Here is a 16755-nt window from a genome sequence, read left to right on the forward strand (position 1 = left end):
AATTCCCGATCCCCGGGTGGGTCGATCGACGGTATGCACGTGCACAATTCAAAATAATGAGACACGGTAAAAAATTTAATCACTTAGGAAGAACTGCTTCGCATCGTAAAGCAATGCTGTCAAACATGGCTGCTTCGCTTATCCTGCACAAGCGTCTTTCTACAACAGTAGCCAAAGCAAAAGCACTACGTAAGTATGTGGAGCCTCTACTGACTAAAGCTAAAAACGACACAACTCACTCCAGAAGAACTGTTTTCGCTTACCTGCAAGACAAAGAATCTGTGAAAGAGCTGTTCGACGAAGTATCTGTGAAGATCGCCAACAGACCTGGTGGTTACACCCGTATCCTGAAGACTGGTTACAGACTTGGTGACAACGCTGAAATGTGCGTTATTGAGCTTGTTGACTACAACGAGGATATGCTGACTACAACTGGTACTGCCGGTGGTGCTAAGAAAACTCGTCGTCGTTCTACTTCTAAGAAAAAAGGCGCAGAGCCTACTGAGGCTTCAACTCCTGCAACTCCGGATGCAGAGGGTACTAAAGAAGAAACAAAAGATGCTGAATAAGCTTCATTTGTGAAATATTGTAAAAGGGACATGACATTAGTCGTGTCCCTTTTTATTTTTGTATCAAATTATCAAGATGAAGAAACACACAACTTCCGAAGCTATTCTTTTATTGCAAGATGGTACCGTATTCACGGGCAAAAGTCTGGGGCGTATTGGTACGACAGGTGGTGAGCTCTGCTTTAACACAGGTATGACGGGCTACCAGGAAATCTTCACCGATCCGTCTTACTATGGTCAGTTAGTTGTCACTACATTTTCCCACATAGGCAATTATGGTGTACAGCCTGACGAAGTGGAATCGGATAAAGTACAGATCAATGGCCTTGTCTGTAAAGAATTTTCACATTTCTTTTCCCGCAAGCAAGCCGAAGGTTCGCTGCAGGATTATTTTGAAAAAGCAGGTATAGTCGGTATCTGTGAGATCGATACCCGTGCACTGGTACGTCATATTCGCGATAAAGGCGCCATGAATGGCATCATCTCTTCCGAGACTGCTGATGTGACCGTGTTGAAGCAGAGGCTGGCTGAGGTACCTTCTATGGCGGGGCTTGAGCTTTCGTCGCATGTGAGTACGCAACAGATTTACCACATGAAACCTGAAGAGGTAAAGTATAAGGTGGCTGTGCTGGACCTTGGGGTGAAGCGCAACAGCCTGAACAACCTGGTAGCCCGCGGCTGCGAAGTGAAGGTATTCCCTTACGATACGCCATTTGAAGAAATGGAGAAGTGGAACCCGGATGGCTACTTTATTTCCAATGGACCTGGCGACCCGGCTGCAACCACAGTAGCCATCAACAGCGTGAAGCAGATACTGGACAAGAGCAGGCCGATGTTCGGCATATGCATGGGACACCAGATGCTGGCGCAGGCCAATGGCATTTCAACCTACAAAATGCACAACGGACACAGAGGGCTGAATCATCCTGTTAAGAACCTGATCACCGGTCTGAGTGAGATTACTTCGCAGAACCACGGTTTTGTGGTGGATTCAGAACAACTGAAGAACCATCCGGACGTAGAAGTGACGCATATCAACCTGAACGATAACACAGTGGAAGGTATACGCATGAAGTCGAAGCCGGCGTTTTCGGTGCAGTATCACCCGGAGTCTTCTCCGGGCCCGCACGATTCCGTTTACCTGTTCGATGATTTTATCGCCCTGTTAGAGCAAAACAAGTAAAACTATATAAAAACAAACCGATGAGCTTAATTACAGATATTAAAGCCCGCCAGATCTTCGATTCGAGAGGCAACCCGACAGTAGAAGTTGATGTGTTTACAGAGAACGGCGTACTTGGCCGTGCTGCTGTGCCTTCCGGTGCTTCTACGGGTGTGCACGAGGCGGTTGAATTACGCGACGGCGACAAAGGCAGATACATGGGCAAAGGTGTGCTGCAGGCCGTACAAAATGTAAACGAGAAAATAGCTGAAGAGCTTGTCGGATTCCCGGTGTTTGAGCAGAATCTGCTTGACAAGATCATGATCGAGCTGGACGGTACGGAGAACAAAGGCAACCTGGGCGCTAATGCTATTCTGGGTGTGTCTCTGGCTATTGCCCGTGCTGCTGCGCAGGAGCTGGGTATGCCGCTATACCGCTACGTAGGTGGTGTAAATGCCAACACGCTGCCTGTCCCGATGATGAACATCCTGAATGGTGGCAGCCACGCGGATAATGCCATCGACTTCCAGGAATTCATGATCATGCCGGTGGGTGCGCCTTCTTTCTCTGAAGCGCTGCGTATGGGATCTGAAGTGTTCCATCACCTGAAGAACGTTCTGAAAAAGAAAGGTCTTTCTACGAACGTAGGTGACGAGGGCGGCTTTGCTCCGAACATTGCGTCTAACGTAGAGGCGATTGAAGTGGTACTGCAGGCCATCGAAGCGGCTGGCTACAAGCCGGGCGATGACATGATGATCGCCATGGACGCGGCCAGCTCTGAGTTCTACGACAAATCTACCGGTCTCTATACCTTCAAGAAGTCAACTGGCGACAAGCTGACCTCTTCTGAAATGGTGAGCTACTGGAAAGAGTGGACAGAGAAATATCCAATCGCTTCGATAGAAGACGGTATGGACGAAGATGACTGGAAAGGCTGGAAAGAGCTGACAGAAACCATTGGTAACAAGGTACAGTTGGTAGGTGACGACCTGTTCGTGACGAACGTAAAACGTCTGCAGCAAGGTATAGACCAGGGAGTGGCCAACTCTATCCTGATCAAGGTGAACCAGATCGGTACACTCACCGAGACGATTAACGCGATCAACCTGGGCCTGCGCCACGGATATAAGAGTGTGATGTCGCACCGCTCTGGTGAAACCGAAGACAACACCATCGCCGACCTGGCAGTAGCCCTTAACACAGGCCAGATCAAGACCGGTTCGGCTTCCCGCTCAGACCGTATGGCCAAGTACAACCAGCTGCTCCGTATTGAGGAGGAGCTCGGAGAAGTGGCTTATTATCCTGGAAAGAAGTTCTAACGAGCATCCCGAAAATATTTTAGGCATAAGGCTGTGGGTTTACGACTCACAGCCTTATTTTTGTGTAAAGCCCTCAGGATAATATCTATAGTTTTCTATATATGCTTCATCGTATACCTAAGTTTGTTCGCAGTTTCTATTTCATAACAGGTATGCTGTTTTTGGTGTGGATGTTGTTTTTCGATTCCAACGACTTTATTACGCAGTACCGCATGAGCAGGGAGCTGAGCAATAAAGAGAAAGACAAGGAGTACTACCTCGAGAAAATGGCCGAAGTGCAGCAGGACCGCGAGGAACTGATGGGCAACCCGGAACTGCTCGAAAAGTTCGCCAGAGAGAAATACCTGATGAAGCGTCCGGGGGAGGATGTGTTCATCGTGGTGCCGAAGAAAGAGCAGTAAGGTATAGATCCCACCAATAGAGGTGCTGAAAGCTGTTTTGACGAACAGCTTTCTGTGTTTATGGCCCTTTGGAGCCCGGAAGTCATAAATGTCATAGGAATGACATAGAAATACCGCAAGCGTGAATGACACTTTCACTGTAGTATTGAGAAACAAACCTAAAAACACCATGAAGCAGTTAGGAAACAGGATTCTCGAAATACGAAAGCGACAGGGCCTGAGCCAGGAGGAGCTATCAGAAAAGGCAGGTATCAGCCTGCGGACTTTGCAGCGTATAGAGAAGGGGGAGACCGAACCGCGGGGCTATACCTTGAAATCCATTTGCCAGGCACTGGGAGTAGACGTAGAGGAAGTGTACGACTATGGCAAGGAGCCCGACAAGAGCGTGTTGCTGTTGATGCACCTCTCCGTGCTTTCATATTTGCTGATGCCACTCGGCAATCTTGTTTTTCCACTGATCATCTGGATAACTCAAAAGAAGAAAGTGCTTTATGTGCACGAACAGGGCATCAGCCTCCTGAACTTTCAGATCACCTGGTCTCTGGTCACCTATCCGCTGGTCATGCTTTTTGCCTGGATGAAGATCATGCACTACCCGGGTTCTTGGTATGTCTTCGTCGTCTACCTCATCTTGTATTTCCTCAATGCGCTCTACGTCATTGGCGTGTGCTGGCGGGTGAGCAAAGACGCAACCCACGATCCATACCCTGTCTCGCTCAATATATTGAGGGCATAAGCCCGGGTATCAGGTATAAAGCAACGACATCCCGACACCTCCCCTGTTTTTTTCGTAACTTTGCGTATAGCGCTGCCCATGTATAGGGCGGCCTCACTAACGTATACAAACATGGCAAAAGTTGCGATAAACCTTTCTACAGGAGCCCTTCAGCAGGAAGAGGTGATTGTAGGTATAGACCTCGGGACTACCAACAGCCTGGTAGCCTACATACATCCCGAAACCAAAAAGCCGGTAGCCATCAACGACCTGGGTCGTGGTACCATTGTGCCGTCCATTGTGCATTTCACGCCGCATGGCGAAACAATTGTCGGCACGGAGGCCAGGGACTACCTGACCACAGACCCCGCCAACACCATTTACTCTGTCAAGCGCCTGCTGGGCAAATCTTACAAAGACCTCGGCGAGCACAAAGACTACTTCGGCTATAAGATCATCGATGACGACAGCGAAGGCCTGGTGAAAATCAGGGTAGGGGACAGGTTCTACTCCCCGATCGAGCTGTCGGCGGAGATTCTGAAGGAGCTGCGCGAGCGTGCCGAGCATGCCCTGAAAACGCCGGTGAACAGGGCCGTGATCACAGTGCCCGCTTACTTCAACGACTCCCAGCGCCAGGCCACCCGCGACGCCGGCAAACTGGCCGGGCTGGAAGTGCTGCGCATCGTAAATGAGCCAACGGCGGCCTCGCTCGCCTACGGTATAGGTATAGATCCTTCCGAAGAGAAAACCATTGCGGTATACGACCTGGGCGGCGGTACATTTGATATCTCTATCCTGAGCCTACACCAAGGGATATTTGAAGTGCTCTCCACGCACGGCGACACCTACCTGGGCGGCGACGACATGGACCGCGCCATTATCAATTACTGGATTCAGGAAAACCAACTGGTGGCCGATACCCTCAACGAGGACAAAAAATTGCAGCAGGCCCTGCGCCTGAAAGCAGAGGAGGCCAAGAAGGCGCTCAGTCAGCAGCAGATCTACACCAGCACGGTGAACGGTGCCATAGAATGCGGAATCACGCGGCACAAGTTCGAGGAGCTGATCGCCCCGATCGTGGCCAAAACCATCGAGAGTTGCCGACAGGCGATGGGCGATGCCAAACTGAAGCCGGAACAGATTGATGCAGTGATCATGGTAGGGGGCTCTACCCGCGTGCCGCTGGTATACGAGGCGGTATCGGAGTTTTTTGGTAAGCCGGCGAACATCTCCCTCAACCCCGATGAAGTAGTTTCCCTGGGCGCGGCCATACAAGCCGATATCCTGTCGGGCAACCGCAAAGACATCCTCCTGCTGGACGTGACGCCCCTTACGCTAGGTATTGAAACCATGGGCGGACTGATGGACTCGATCATCCCGCGCAACTCCAAGATCCCCACCAAAGCCGGTCGCCAGTACACAACCTCCATCGACGGGCAGGTGAACATGAAAATATCCGTTTACCAGGGCGAACGCGACCTGGTGCAGGAAAACCGAAAACTGGCCGAGTTCGACCTGAAAGGTATACCGGCCATGCCCGCCGGTTTCCCGAAAGTGGACGTGAACTTCATTCTGAACGCCGACGGCATCCTGAAAGTAGAGGCGATTGAACTGCGCTCCGGCGTGCGCCAGGAGGTGGAAGTGAAGCCACAGTACGGCCTGACCGACCAGCAGGTAGAGCAGATGCTGATGGACTCCATTACCCACGCCCGTGAAGATGTGTCGGCACGTATGGTGATTGAGGCCCGCACCACGGCTGAGCAGATGCTCTACCAGGTGGAGCGCTTCCTGGAGAAGAACGGCCAACACCTGACAGAAACCGAAGTGAACCTGACGCGTGAGAATTTGCAGAAGCTGCGCGATGCGCTGCCGAGCGGCGACAAAGACCAGATTCTGAAAGCGGTGGATAATCTGGAAGAACAGACCAGCCCGTTCGCGGAGCGTGTGATGCAGATTTCGATCAAGCAGGCGATGGCCGGCAAGAAAATAGAGTAGGCTATACCAGTTGCCTATACCTGTAAACAAGAAGAGCTGACCGCCATGGCCAGCTCTTCTTGTTTTTATCGGCTGATGGAAATCAGGGCGTCGAGTAAGGTATAGTTCAGGTATAGCAACGTTATGGCCACGATCACCCCGACCAGCACGCTGGCATACGGCTCCTCTTGTTCGCGCACGCCTTTGATGCCCCAATATACGTAGGCAGCCAGTGCCAGCAGGCCGTAAAGCAGCAGGAGCACAGGTATAGCAATCAGCACGGACACAGGGACGAGGCGCCAGGAATAATTGAAACCGATCCAGGCCACATTCAAGGTCCAGGACACTACCAGCATCAGGATGCTGCGCTGCGTCGAGTGCAGTCCCAGCGCCCGTAACAGGGCTATACCTTTGTCGGTCGCCATGGCTTAGAATTTTACGCCGAACTTCCTGCCCACTTCCGCCAGGTCTTTCTCAACGGGGGACAACAGCGGTATACCTTTTTGCAGGCGTATGGCCGTCATGATGCGCTCCGGATCGCCAGGTATAAGAACAGCTTCCTCACCGCGTTTCACATCCGCCTTCCGGAATGAAGTGATCCAGTTGTCCATATGCTGCTTAAACTCGTCGGCCGGGCGGAAGGCATCGATGCGCATGGCACCCAGAAAGTGGCCTATACCTCGTCCCACCGGGTCGGCGGGCGGAGCCAGGAAGCTCACGAAAGGCGGCACCCACGGGCCATAGTTGGCACCCGACAGCACTGCAGAGAAGATATCGACAATAGCGCCTAGGGCATAGCCCTTGTGACTGCCGTGCGTCAGGTCGCTGCCTAGTGGCAGGAGCGAACCACCCTGTTTTAGTTCGTCAGCATTGTCCGTGTCCTCGCCTTGAGCCGTTTGTATCCAGCCTAGCGGCGCTTTTTCATGTTTGCGCTGCAGGATTTCCAGCTTGCCGTTCGCTGCAGATGCAGTGGCAAAGTCTGCCACGAAAGGCGGCTGCTCGTTGGCTGGCACGGCCACCGCAATCGGGTTGGTGCCCAGCATGCGCTGCGTCGAGTGGGTAGGCGCCACCAGCGGACTGGCGTTGGTCATGGCCATTCCGATCATGTCGTGCTGCAGGGCCTGCATGGCGTGGTAGCCCGCTATACCGAAGTGGTTCGAGTTCCGCACCGACACCCAGCCTGTACCTACATTCTCTGCTTTCTTTATGGCAATTTCCATAGCGCGCGGCGCCACCACCAGGCCAAGTCCGCCGTCGCCGTCCACTGTCGCGGTGCTGGGCGTTTCGTGCACAATGGAAATGGAGGGTTTCGCATTGATGCGGCCGGCTTCCCAAAGGCGAACGTAGCCGCTCAGTCGGGCCACGCCGTGTGAGTCTATACCACGCAGGTCGGCCTCCAGCAGTACCTGGGTAGCCAGTTGGGCATCATCCAGCGGGCAGCCGATGTTCAGAAAAATCTCACGGGTGAAGTCAAAGAGGTGTCGGTATGGGTACATAGCAATCTTGTTAGGGCAGCAAATTAAAAAAATATCAGGCCAATGCCTCGCAATTCCTAAAGCGATTATCCTTCACGTAAATTATGGGGCTGATTACCATTTATATACCCTTTTTTCTATACTTTCGGAGTTTGGTAGAAAAGTGGAATAGATTTTGACTTGGCCAAAGCAGGCTAGAACGATACGATTATGAAAAGAGCACTACTTCTGATTTGGATACTCACAGCGGCCGTGGCGGTACAGGCACAGAGCCAGCTTGTGTTTAACGAAGCCATCCCTGTTTCTTTCCTGATCAAACAGGAAGCGGCTGCCAACAGCAGTCAGGTGAACAGCAACAAGCTGATACAGTTGCTAACCGAGGGCGGCACAACCGCGAGCAAAACCGGCGGACGCCCCAGTCGCAAGCCTGAGTTTGTGGTGCGCCTAGAGCAGCAGTCCCGCATTGCCAGGGCCGGTGACCAATTGCAGCTCAAGGTGCAGTTGCAGCAAATAGGTGTGAATGGTGATGTGCACTACCGCGGTTTCGATATGGGCAATGTACTACTGCCGGAGCAGGCCAAAATGACCGTACGTTTGCTCAACGGCCAGCAGAAAGAGGTGAAGCGATACAGCCTGCCTATCCTGAATTTAAAGCAAAATGGCATCGTAGCGCTGGAAACTTCTGTGCCCGACACGGCCAACAGCCAGGGCTATACCTTAAAGGTTGAAGGTTTGGAGCTCGTGTATACCCAGGCTGATGTGCAGGAACTGGAAGGGCAGATCAGCCTAATCAAAGACTATTATGCAGCCGATGCCACGCTGAACAAGATGCTGCAGGATGTGGTGCTGATCAAGCACTACGATGTGGACCGCATCAAGCAACAGGACGAACGCTTGCACGATATGGAAGAAATGCTGGACAAACTGCAGGGCAAGCGCTTCTCTGATAAGCTGAGCCTGAACCAGTACGACCCGCAGCGTTATACCGCCAAGGCGAACCAGCTGAACCAGTTGCTGAAAGAGCGCCGCAAGGCTGTGAACCATACCCTGGCCACGCTCGACCAGCAGTTTTATAACCGGGGCATCAGCCTGATGGCCCGCAACAACCTAGCAGCTGCCAGCACTTACTTTGTGAAATCCCTGGAAGTGAACCCACGCTTTGCTCCGGCCCACCTGCAACTGGCCCGCCTAGACTTTATGAGCGGTAACCTGCAAGAAGCAGCCGGCCGCACCCGCGATATCCTCACCCAAATGCGGGTAGATCCTGAAACACAGCAGATGGCCCTGGGTCTGGCGCACGATATCTACAGCTCGTTCATGGCAGAAGGCCACGCGCACAACGGCGGCGGCGACTACCGTAGTGCCGTCGCCGCCTACGCCGATGCCCGCGCCCTGTGCAGCACCCTGGGCGGACTACGCTGCAACATGCCCGCCCTGAACGACGGCGAAGGCCGTGCCGTGTATGGCTATTACCGCAGCATGGTGGAAGAGGGCAAGCACTTTTTGAGTCGGGGCGACCTGGCGCAGGCTGAGCAGCTGGCCGCCGAGGCCTATACCTTCCAGCGCCAGTACGATTACCTGCTCCACGACGCACCCGAAGCGGCCGAGCTGCAGGGGCAGGTGAAATACCAGTACTACGTGCAGCACATCGACAAAGGTCGCCAGGCCATGAAGTCTAGAGACTACCGTAATGCGCTGGAGCAGTTTGAGTCGGCATTGGCTTTGGAGCAGGGTAATACCTTTCAGCCTGTGCGTGAGCTTGGTGGTTTGCTGCAGCAGGCGGCCAAACCGGTGTTGCTGAGTCAGCTGGCGGAAGGCTATACCCTGGCCATGAACAACCGGTTAAGCGATGCCAGAGCAGTGGCCAGTTCCGCTGAGAACATGCGCGCACGTTACGCCCTGGAGCGCGACAAGGAGGTGCAGGGCAAGTACATTGAGCTCCGGGACCGCATCTTCACGCAGGAGTGTCTGAATGTGCAGGCCGACTATGACCGCCACTACCAGAATGCGCAGGCGCTGGTGCGTGAGAAGAAATTCATTGCCGCCGACCAGGCCTACCAGGCTGCTATCAACGCAGCGGGTACAAAAGCGACCTGCACCATCGCTACCTTCACGGCAGAGGACGGAATTGCCACCATTGCCGAGGCTGCCGCCTACCAGCGCATACTCGAAGAGGCAAACCGTATGGTGGCGACTGGCCGCTATACCGATGCGATACAACGTTACAACGCTGCCGAGCAGCACTACCTGAACAAGTCGATCGCCCGCTTTGGATTGAATCACATTTCGCTCTACAACTTTGCCCAGGCGCAAAGCAAGCTGGCCTTTACAGCAACGGTGGTAGATCACTTTACGAGCATCCACCAGGAGAAAGCAGCCCTGCAACTCCTGACCAACCTGCTCAATAATGGCTATGCAAAGGGTAAAACCAAGAAGGTGCAGCAGCAGCTAGGTATACAGTTGGCCATACTGGACGTAAACGCCGGCCGGACCGAGACGGCCAACGTACTGGCAGCCAGCTATACCCAAGGCGACAAGAAACTGAAACACCTGGGCAAGGCCTACGAGAAAGAGCGGAAGAAATTGGCGAAAGGCTGAGTACAGGTATAGCCCAATAAAACAGAACGAGCCTACTGGAGAGTAGGCTCGTTCTGTTTTAAGGTATAGGTATAGGTATAGGTATAGGTATAGGTATAGGTATAGCGCCGACTACATCGACTCGAGTGCCTGTGCCAGCACACCCTCTTTCAGTGCATAAGCCGACACCCGGATCTCTTTCAGGTTATAAGTTTCGAGCACGAAGTCCACCAGTATACTGGCCAATACGATCATATCGACGCGCATCTCCAACATGCCTGGTATAGCCAGTCGCTCATCGTGGGTTTTGTGCAGCAGCTCCTGGTATATCTTGTAGAAGTCAGCGATCTGCAATGAAAAAGCGGCAGGCTGCGAAAGCTGTCGGGTATTATCTCCGTGGCTCAGGGCATCAATGTCGCAAAGGGTGTCGAAAGTGCCGGAGGCGCCTATCAGTCGGACAGGCTTATACCTTTCCACGGAATCGGTGAGCGGCTGCAGTTGCTCTGCCAAGAATCGTTTTTCGGCTGCGACCTCGGCATCCGGTATAGGGTCGGCGCTGAAGAACCTATCCATCAGGCGCTGGGCTCCTACTTCGAAGCTTTGCTTCCAGAAAATCTCCTGGTTGTTGCAAATAATAAACTCCACACTGCCTCCGCCAATATCCATGATCAGCGAGGTCTGCTCATCCAACACACCGGCCGAGCGAACGCCGTAGTAGATTAACTCTGCTTCGCGCTCGCCCTCAATGATCTCTACCTGTATATCGGTTTGCTTGAACACATCTTTCACAAAGTCATCGCCATTGCTGGCGTTGCGCACCATGCTCGTCGCCATCGCCCGCACCGTCTCTACATCGTATTCGTCGATCTGCTTTCGAAAATCTCTCAGCGTTTTCAAGGCGCGCTCATAGGCTTCCGGCGCAATAGCCCCCTTGCTGATGCCGCCCTGCCCAAGCCGTACCGGCAACTTGGTTTTCACGAAGTCCGTGCGATTACCGCCTTCATCGACCTCTGTGATGAGGAGGTGAAAGGTGTTGGTGCCCATGTCGATGAGTGCGAGGCGTTTGGTCATAGGGGAGGGGGTTAAAAAGAATTACATACTTTCAAAAGTGGCGAAGATCGCCCCGATCAGAAACAAGAGAATATAAAAAGCTACTACAGAAGATATCAGGACGAATAGCATAAAAAACAGGTATACGAATACTTTCTGTATTGCCGGGTAATTCGTATAACTTAAGTTATAAAAAGGAGTTCTGGTAGCGTAAATATGTGACCAGATAAAAACTGCCACTGCACCTGCGGATGCCCCAAGAAGGCTGGTAAGCATACCTATTGATAATCCTCCATTTACCAGAATCATATTAATTTGCTCTATTTCGATGTTCAGTTCAAGCTGTTAAATAGGTGTGGTAGTGTACAGGCAGCTCGTATCTTGTTAGCAGTTGCCATTTTTATTCTTGATTGGGCTTTCTGCTTAGGCTCTTTAAACTGCGGGCTTCGTACGCTTTGTGTACCTGCAAACAGGTAAGACTAAGGGCTCGCATATCTGGTAAAAATATTATCCGATCCTGAAACTAACCGGTATGCTCAGTATGGATTCATAAGGTTTGCCATCGAGTAGAGCAGGGACCAGTTTAGGCGCCACTAACTCGATCACCCTTACCGCCTCAGCATCTAGGGTCGGGCTCAACGATTTTAATACTTTCAGGTCTTTTAGCTGGCCCTTCTCATCGATTGCAAAACTGACAATAACCTGCCCCTGAATTTTGGCCCGCTGGTCCTGTGCCGGGTATCTGATATTACTGCCAACGTCCTGCATAAACGCGGCCATACCGCCAGGGTACGCTATATCGCGCTGCACTTGCTCAATTCCTTTTATCGGGTAATGCTCAAAAAACTGTTGCAACTGCTTAATTGAAGTGGTGTCCAGTTCAAGGTTTTCTATGGCTATGTAGTCAAAGGCAGGGCGGGCATCAAATCTATAGCTCATCTCATAGCTCCGGTTCTGGCTGTGAATAAAGCCTTTTCGCTTTAAGAATGCGCCCGCTTTATAATCTTCTTCATACAAGACAATTTTCTGCTCACTGTCAAATACCCATTTCCCGTCCCGCTTCCCATCTTTCATCTGGCCATGCATCAGCCCGGTTTTCCAGGTTTGCCCTACAACACCCCGATCTAAGTAGGTATAGGGCATGGTAAAGGTGCCTGCCCCGTTTGTCACTTGCCTTTGGCCGGTAGCATCTATCCACTCACGAATAACGAATTCGTTGTCATTAAACTCGATTTCCGATTCCAACTGGCCATTGCGGTACGTTTTAAACAACCCACCCTTACTTCCGTTGACATAAGTGCCTTCGGCTACCAGATTTCCCTTGCTGTCATAGTCCTTGAACGGTCCGTTAAATTGCAGCTGGCTCATGTCCATCGCAACTTCTCTTTTGATAGCGGCCTTATCCTCGGTAGTGAGCTGGTTAAGCTCATTAAAATAGAGGGTAGCGTTTACTTGGCCAAAGGCGCCGGAATAAGCCAGAAGTATGGCAAAAAAGCTGAGGTAAAGGTGTTTCATAACTAAGTTATTCTGGACGTGCTAATTATCAGTTGGACGAATTCAACTTATGCTTTTTCGATTAGTTTGACAAATAACCGTAACTATTCAGGCATCATGCTTCTGTAGCACCTTTCTCTACCAAACCGGAGAAGTCTTGCCGCTGGCAGCTTCTACACCCCTCAACCATACAGGTATAGCCGACCCGTTTTTTCAACGATCACTCCTCACCACTCCGATCACAGCCTCAGGTAACCGCAACCAGCAAGATTCAAATCAAGGGTAGATCATCAAGAACACGAAAGCGAACAGGTTGACGAGCAGCACGACCCCATACACAATATTGGTCTTGCCGCCGCTCAACGACAGCATCACCGTGAATACGGACAGCCCCAACAGGATAATGGATTTGATGTCGAGCCCCAGGATAATGGGTATATCATAGTAAATGCAGACTGCGGCCACGCTTGGTATGGTTAGGCCGATACTTGCCAGGGCCGAGCCAAGCGACAGGTTGATACTGGTCTGTAGTCTGTTTTTTCTGGCGGCGTTGATGGCGGCTATAGCTTCTGGCAACAGAATAATGCCTGCAATCACAATGCCCACCAGTGTTTTGGGAAGGCTATAGCTCGTAATAATGCTCTCGATGGTGGGAGAGAGTGTTTTTGCCAGCAGCACGACAATGCCCAGGCAGACAATCAGAAACAGCAGACTGATTATGAATATCCGGTTGCTGATGAGGATAGGCACCGCCTTTTCTTCATCTTCGTCCTTACCAACCGTCAGAAAATACTGGCGGTATTTTCTGGTTTGCGCAAACAGAAAGCATCCGTAAATAACCAGACAAGCAATAGAGGCAAAAACGAGCTGGGGAGTGGAGTAATAGGCCCCCGAAACGCTTTCCGTGAATGTGGGGAATACGAGCGTGAAAACGACGATGGAGATCAGCGAAACCAGGGCGATGGTAACAGAGGGTTTGGAAAAGTCCTGTTCGTAATGCTTCAGACTCCCGATCAGCAGGCAAAGCCCGACTATGCCGTTCAGTATCAGCATGGTGGCAGCATACACCGTGTCTCTGGCCAGCGAAACAGCCGCCTGTCCCTCTGTCATCATCAGCGAGACAATGATCGAAACTTCAATGACTGTAATGGATATGGCCAGAATAATAGTACCATAGGGTTCCCCGACCCTTTCCGCGATCACTTCAGAATGATGCACTGCCGCCATCACACTAAAAATAAGCAGTAAACTTGCTATAATCTGAAATAAACCGCTATTGTCCACCAGCCCGGAAAAGAAAAGCACCCAGGCCAGCACCGGAATGACAGTCGTCCACTGTATCAATGATCTCATCGTATATAATTAAGGTATAGGTGTGATATAATAGTTTTTCAACTTGTTTGGTAGCGCCACCCTGGTGCCAGCACTACTGATTGTTTCTAGTAGGCTTGTCAGAAAACAAAAGTGCCAGGAAGCGTCTATCTCGGCAGTATTCCTACTTCCCTGCTGAGCTAAACCGGAAGAAGGTGCCCAGCGGCAGCTTGCGCGCTCCTCTGTCGTGCAGGTATATTTCGCCTAGTTCTTCATTTCGAATCTGCTCCCCAAACGTCAAACGCATCAGGTTGTCCAGGATCAGGGCCGAGAAGCCGAGGGAGTAGAGGTTGATGACCAGGAAATAGTCGGTCTTGTCGAGCATCTGGTGGCAGAGTTTGATGAGTTCGTTCAGTTCGTTTTCCAGTTGCCACTTCTCCCCGTTCGGACCACGGCCGTAGGCAGGTGGGTCCAGGATGATGCCGTTGTAGGTATTGCCGCGCTTCACCTCCCGACGGGCGTACTTCATGGCATCCTCCACAATCCAGCGCACGTTGTCCAGGCCACTGGCCTCCATGTTATCGCGGGCCCAGAAGTTCACCTGCTTCACCGAGTCGAGGTGCGTTACGTCGGCGCCGGCGGCTTTGGCGGCCAGGGTGGCGGCACCGGTATAGGCGAACATGTTGAGCACCTTGGGCGTTTTGGTTTTGAGTGAGCGGGTCTTGTTGTAGATGAACTTCCAGTTACTGTCCTGCTCCGGGAACAGGCCCACGTGCTTGAACGAGGACAAACCCAGCCGGAAGCGCAACTTCAAATCCTGGTACTGGTAATTGATGAACCACTGCTCGGGCATTCCTTTTTTGAGTTTCCACTGGCCTTTGTCCTGGCTGCCTTTGTCGCGTGTAAACTCGGCATTGGCCATGCGCTGCCACTCCGACTCGGGGAGGTGCTTGTCCCAGATAGCCTGCGGCTCGGGGCGTGCCACGTAATACTGTCCGAAGCGCTCCAGCTTTTCGAAATTTCCGGAGTCAACCAGTTCGTAGTCAGCCCAGTTTTCTGTTGTTAAAAAGGAATACATATATTTGCTGTTTATAATCGGCGCACGCCGGGGGACGGCAATTTACGAATTTAATGCCGCGTCTGAAAGTGCACGTATCAGCTGTTTTAAATGTTTTAAAGTATGCCACTAAGCTTTTATAAATACCAGGGTACGGGCAACGACTTCGTTATGGTTGATAACCGGAAGATGAACTTCCCGGCAGAGGACGAACAGATGATAAAACATTTGTGCGACCGCCGGACCGGCATCGGTGCCGATGGGCTGATCCTGCTGCAGGACCACGACGAATACGACTTCGAGATGGTGTACTTCAATGCAGACGGCCGTTTGGGCTCTATGTGCGGAAACGGGGCCCGCTGCACCGTTCGTTTCGCCAAGCAACTCGGCGTGATCGAGGATGTGGCCTATTTCCTGGCAGCTGACGGTGAGCACCAGGCCACCATTGAGCGCGAGGAAATACAACTGAAAATGGGTGATGTGACCGCTGTGGAGCGGATCGGACAGGATTTTTACCTGAATACCGGCTCGCCTCATTTTGTGCGCTTTGTAGACAATGTGCGCGACCTCGATGTATACGACGAGGGCCGCGCTGTACGCTACAACGACCGATTCGAGGCCCAGGGGACCAACGTGAATTTTGTGGAGCGCCTTTCTGAGGATACCATTTACGTGCGCACCTACGAGCGCGGCGTGGAAGATGAAACACTGTCGTGCGGAACCGGCGTGACGGCCTGTGCCCTGGTGGCAGGTATGCGCGGCATGGAAAGCCCGGTGCGCGTAAAAACCCCTGGAGGCAACCTGCAGGTGAGTTTCGAACAGCATGGTGACGGCTTCCGGTACGTATACCTGACGGGGCCTGCTAAAATGGTGTTTACAGGCACAGTGCCGCTTCCGGAGAAGGTATAGATTATGTTCCTGAAAGGCGACCATACTTACCTGCGGGCGCTCGAGCCTACCGACCTCGATTTTCTGTATACCTTAGAGAACGATACCTCTACCTGGCATGTCAGCAACACGTTCACGCCCTATGCTAAGTTTGTGCTGGAGCAATACCTCGAAAACGCCGCCCTCGACATCTACACCGTCAAGCAGCTCCGGCTCGTCATCTGCAACCACGAGCAGAAAGCCATCGGCGCCATCGACCTCTTCGACTTCGACCCGCTGCACCGCCGCGCAGGTATAGGTGTAGTGGTCTCGGCCCCGTACCGCGGTAAAGGGCATGCCGCCGAAGCCTTGCATCTTTTGCTTAATTACTGTGAGCACACCTTGCAGCTGCACCAGGTATACTGCAGCATCACAGCCACCAACCACACCAGCATCAGGCTTTTTAAAAGCGCCGGCTTTGAGGAAGCAGGTATAAGAAGGGAATGGCTGCGCAAGTCTGACGGTAGTTGGGACGACGTGGTAGAAATGCAGCGGCTATTTGTCTGAATCAGGATTTGCAGGACTGACTGAATTTCTGTGCACGATTAACATCCCCCTGCCCCCTTCGAAGGGGGACTTTTCGGCTGCTGCTTTCCCATCTGTCATCCTAGAAGGATCTTGGTTGAAGGGAGGTCAAGCAGCTGCTATAACACCCCCCTTCCCCTCTCGGGAGGGGAATTTTCAGCAGCTAGTTAGTTGTCAGGTATAAGTTTCGTGGTTATAG

At 52.1% G+C, this 16755-nt stretch carries 15 protein-coding genes; 9 read left to right on the forward strand and 6 right to left on the reverse strand.

Annotated elements, in window-relative coordinates; translation table 11 throughout:
* Positions 1–56: 56 nt before the first annotated feature.
* The 6 genes from rplQ (at position 57) to hscA (ending at position 6161) form a co-directional block, all read left to right on the forward strand.
* The gene (gene rplQ / locus Q4E40_RS04795) at positions 57–569 is read left to right on the forward strand and encodes a 50S ribosomal protein L17 (RefSeq protein WP_303410378.1); all 513 of its coding nucleotides are present in this window, start codon (positions 57–59) and stop codon (positions 567–569) included.
* Between the two features lie 76 nt (positions 570–645).
* Positions 646–1752: a glutamine-hydrolyzing carbamoyl-phosphate synthase small subunit gene (gene carA / locus Q4E40_RS04800; protein WP_303410380.1), complete on the forward strand. Its 1107-nt coding sequence runs from the start codon at positions 646–648 to the stop codon at positions 1750–1752.
* 20 nt (positions 1753–1772) lie between these two features.
* Complete coding sequence (eno, locus tag Q4E40_RS04805; RefSeq protein WP_303410381.1) at positions 1773–3050, forward strand: phosphopyruvate hydratase; 1278 nt, start codon at positions 1773–1775, stop codon at positions 3048–3050.
* A 101-nt stretch (positions 3051–3151) separates the two neighbouring features.
* A complete protein-coding gene (locus Q4E40_RS04810) occupies positions 3152–3451 on the forward strand; it encodes an FtsB family cell division protein (protein WP_303410382.1) in 300 nt (99 codons plus the stop codon).
* Positions 3452–3620: 169 nt separating this feature from the next.
* Positions 3621–4187, forward strand: coding sequence for a helix-turn-helix domain-containing protein (locus Q4E40_RS04815; protein ID WP_303410384.1), 567 nt, complete (start codon positions 3621–3623; stop codon positions 4185–4187).
* Between the two features lie 111 nt (positions 4188–4298).
* The gene (hscA, locus tag Q4E40_RS04820) at positions 4299–6161 is read left to right on the forward strand and encodes a Fe-S protein assembly chaperone HscA (protein WP_303410385.1); all 1863 of its coding nucleotides are present in this window, start codon (positions 4299–4301) and stop codon (positions 6159–6161) included.
* Positions 6162–6226: 65 nt separating this feature from the next.
* Here the strand turns inward: hscA and Q4E40_RS04825 are convergent, their stop codons facing one another.
* Both Q4E40_RS04825 and Q4E40_RS04830 read right to left on the reverse strand, forming a co-directional pair.
* Positions 6227–6565 (reverse strand): hypothetical protein, encoded by a 339-nt coding sequence (locus tag Q4E40_RS04825; protein ID WP_303410386.1) that lies wholly within the window; start codon positions 6563–6565, stop codon positions 6227–6229.
* Positions 6566–6568: 3 nt separating this feature from the next.
* Complete coding sequence (locus tag Q4E40_RS04830; RefSeq protein WP_303410387.1) at positions 6569–7636, reverse strand: Ldh family oxidoreductase; 1068 nt, start codon at positions 7634–7636, stop codon at positions 6569–6571.
* Between the two features lie 189 nt (positions 7637–7825).
* Between Q4E40_RS04830 and Q4E40_RS04835 the strand changes: the two genes are divergently transcribed.
* The gene (locus Q4E40_RS04835) at positions 7826–10213 is read left to right on the forward strand and encodes a hypothetical protein (RefSeq protein WP_303410388.1); all 2388 of its coding nucleotides are present in this window, start codon (positions 7826–7828) and stop codon (positions 10211–10213) included.
* Positions 10214–10324: 111 nt separating this feature from the next.
* On the opposite strand, the gene Q4E40_RS04840 is transcribed toward Q4E40_RS04835, so the two are convergent.
* From Q4E40_RS04840 to Q4E40_RS04855, 4 genes are all read right to left on the reverse strand, one after another.
* Positions 10325–11263, reverse strand: coding sequence for a Ppx/GppA phosphatase family protein (locus tag Q4E40_RS04840; protein ID WP_303410389.1), 939 nt, complete (start codon positions 11261–11263; stop codon positions 10325–10327).
* A gap of 486 nt (positions 11264–11749) precedes the next feature.
* Entirely contained in the window at positions 11750–12757 is a 1008-nt protein-coding gene (locus Q4E40_RS04845; protein ID WP_303410390.1) for an energy transducer TonB, read from the reverse strand.
* A gap of 255 nt (positions 12758–13012) precedes the next feature.
* On the reverse strand, positions 13013–14089 hold the full coding sequence (locus Q4E40_RS04850; RefSeq protein WP_303410391.1) for a calcium:cation antiporter: 1077 nt from the start codon (positions 14087–14089) through the stop codon (positions 13013–13015).
* A 142-nt stretch (positions 14090–14231) separates the two neighbouring features.
* Positions 14232–15125 carry a class I SAM-dependent methyltransferase gene (locus Q4E40_RS04855; protein WP_303410392.1) on the reverse strand — a complete coding sequence of 298 codons (894 nt, stop codon included), beginning with the start codon at positions 15123–15125 and terminating at the stop codon, positions 14232–14234.
* Between the two features lie 102 nt (positions 15126–15227).
* On the opposite strand from Q4E40_RS04855, the gene dapF reads away from it, so the two are divergent.
* Positions 15228–16013: a diaminopimelate epimerase gene (gene dapF, locus Q4E40_RS04860; RefSeq protein WP_303410393.1), complete on the forward strand. Its 786-nt coding sequence runs from the start codon at positions 15228–15230 to the stop codon at positions 16011–16013.
* A 3-nt stretch (positions 16014–16016) separates the two neighbouring features.
* Positions 16017–16538 (forward strand): GNAT family N-acetyltransferase, encoded by a 522-nt coding sequence (locus Q4E40_RS04865; RefSeq protein ID WP_303410394.1) that lies wholly within the window; start codon positions 16017–16019, stop codon positions 16536–16538.
* The last annotated feature ends 217 nt before the right edge of the window (positions 16539–16755 follow it).

Origin of the sequence: Pontibacter coccineus (genome assembly GCF_030546575.1) — a bacterium.
In the GTDB taxonomy this organism is placed as follows: domain Bacteria; phylum Bacteroidota; class Bacteroidia; order Cytophagales; family Hymenobacteraceae; genus Pontibacter; species Pontibacter coccineus.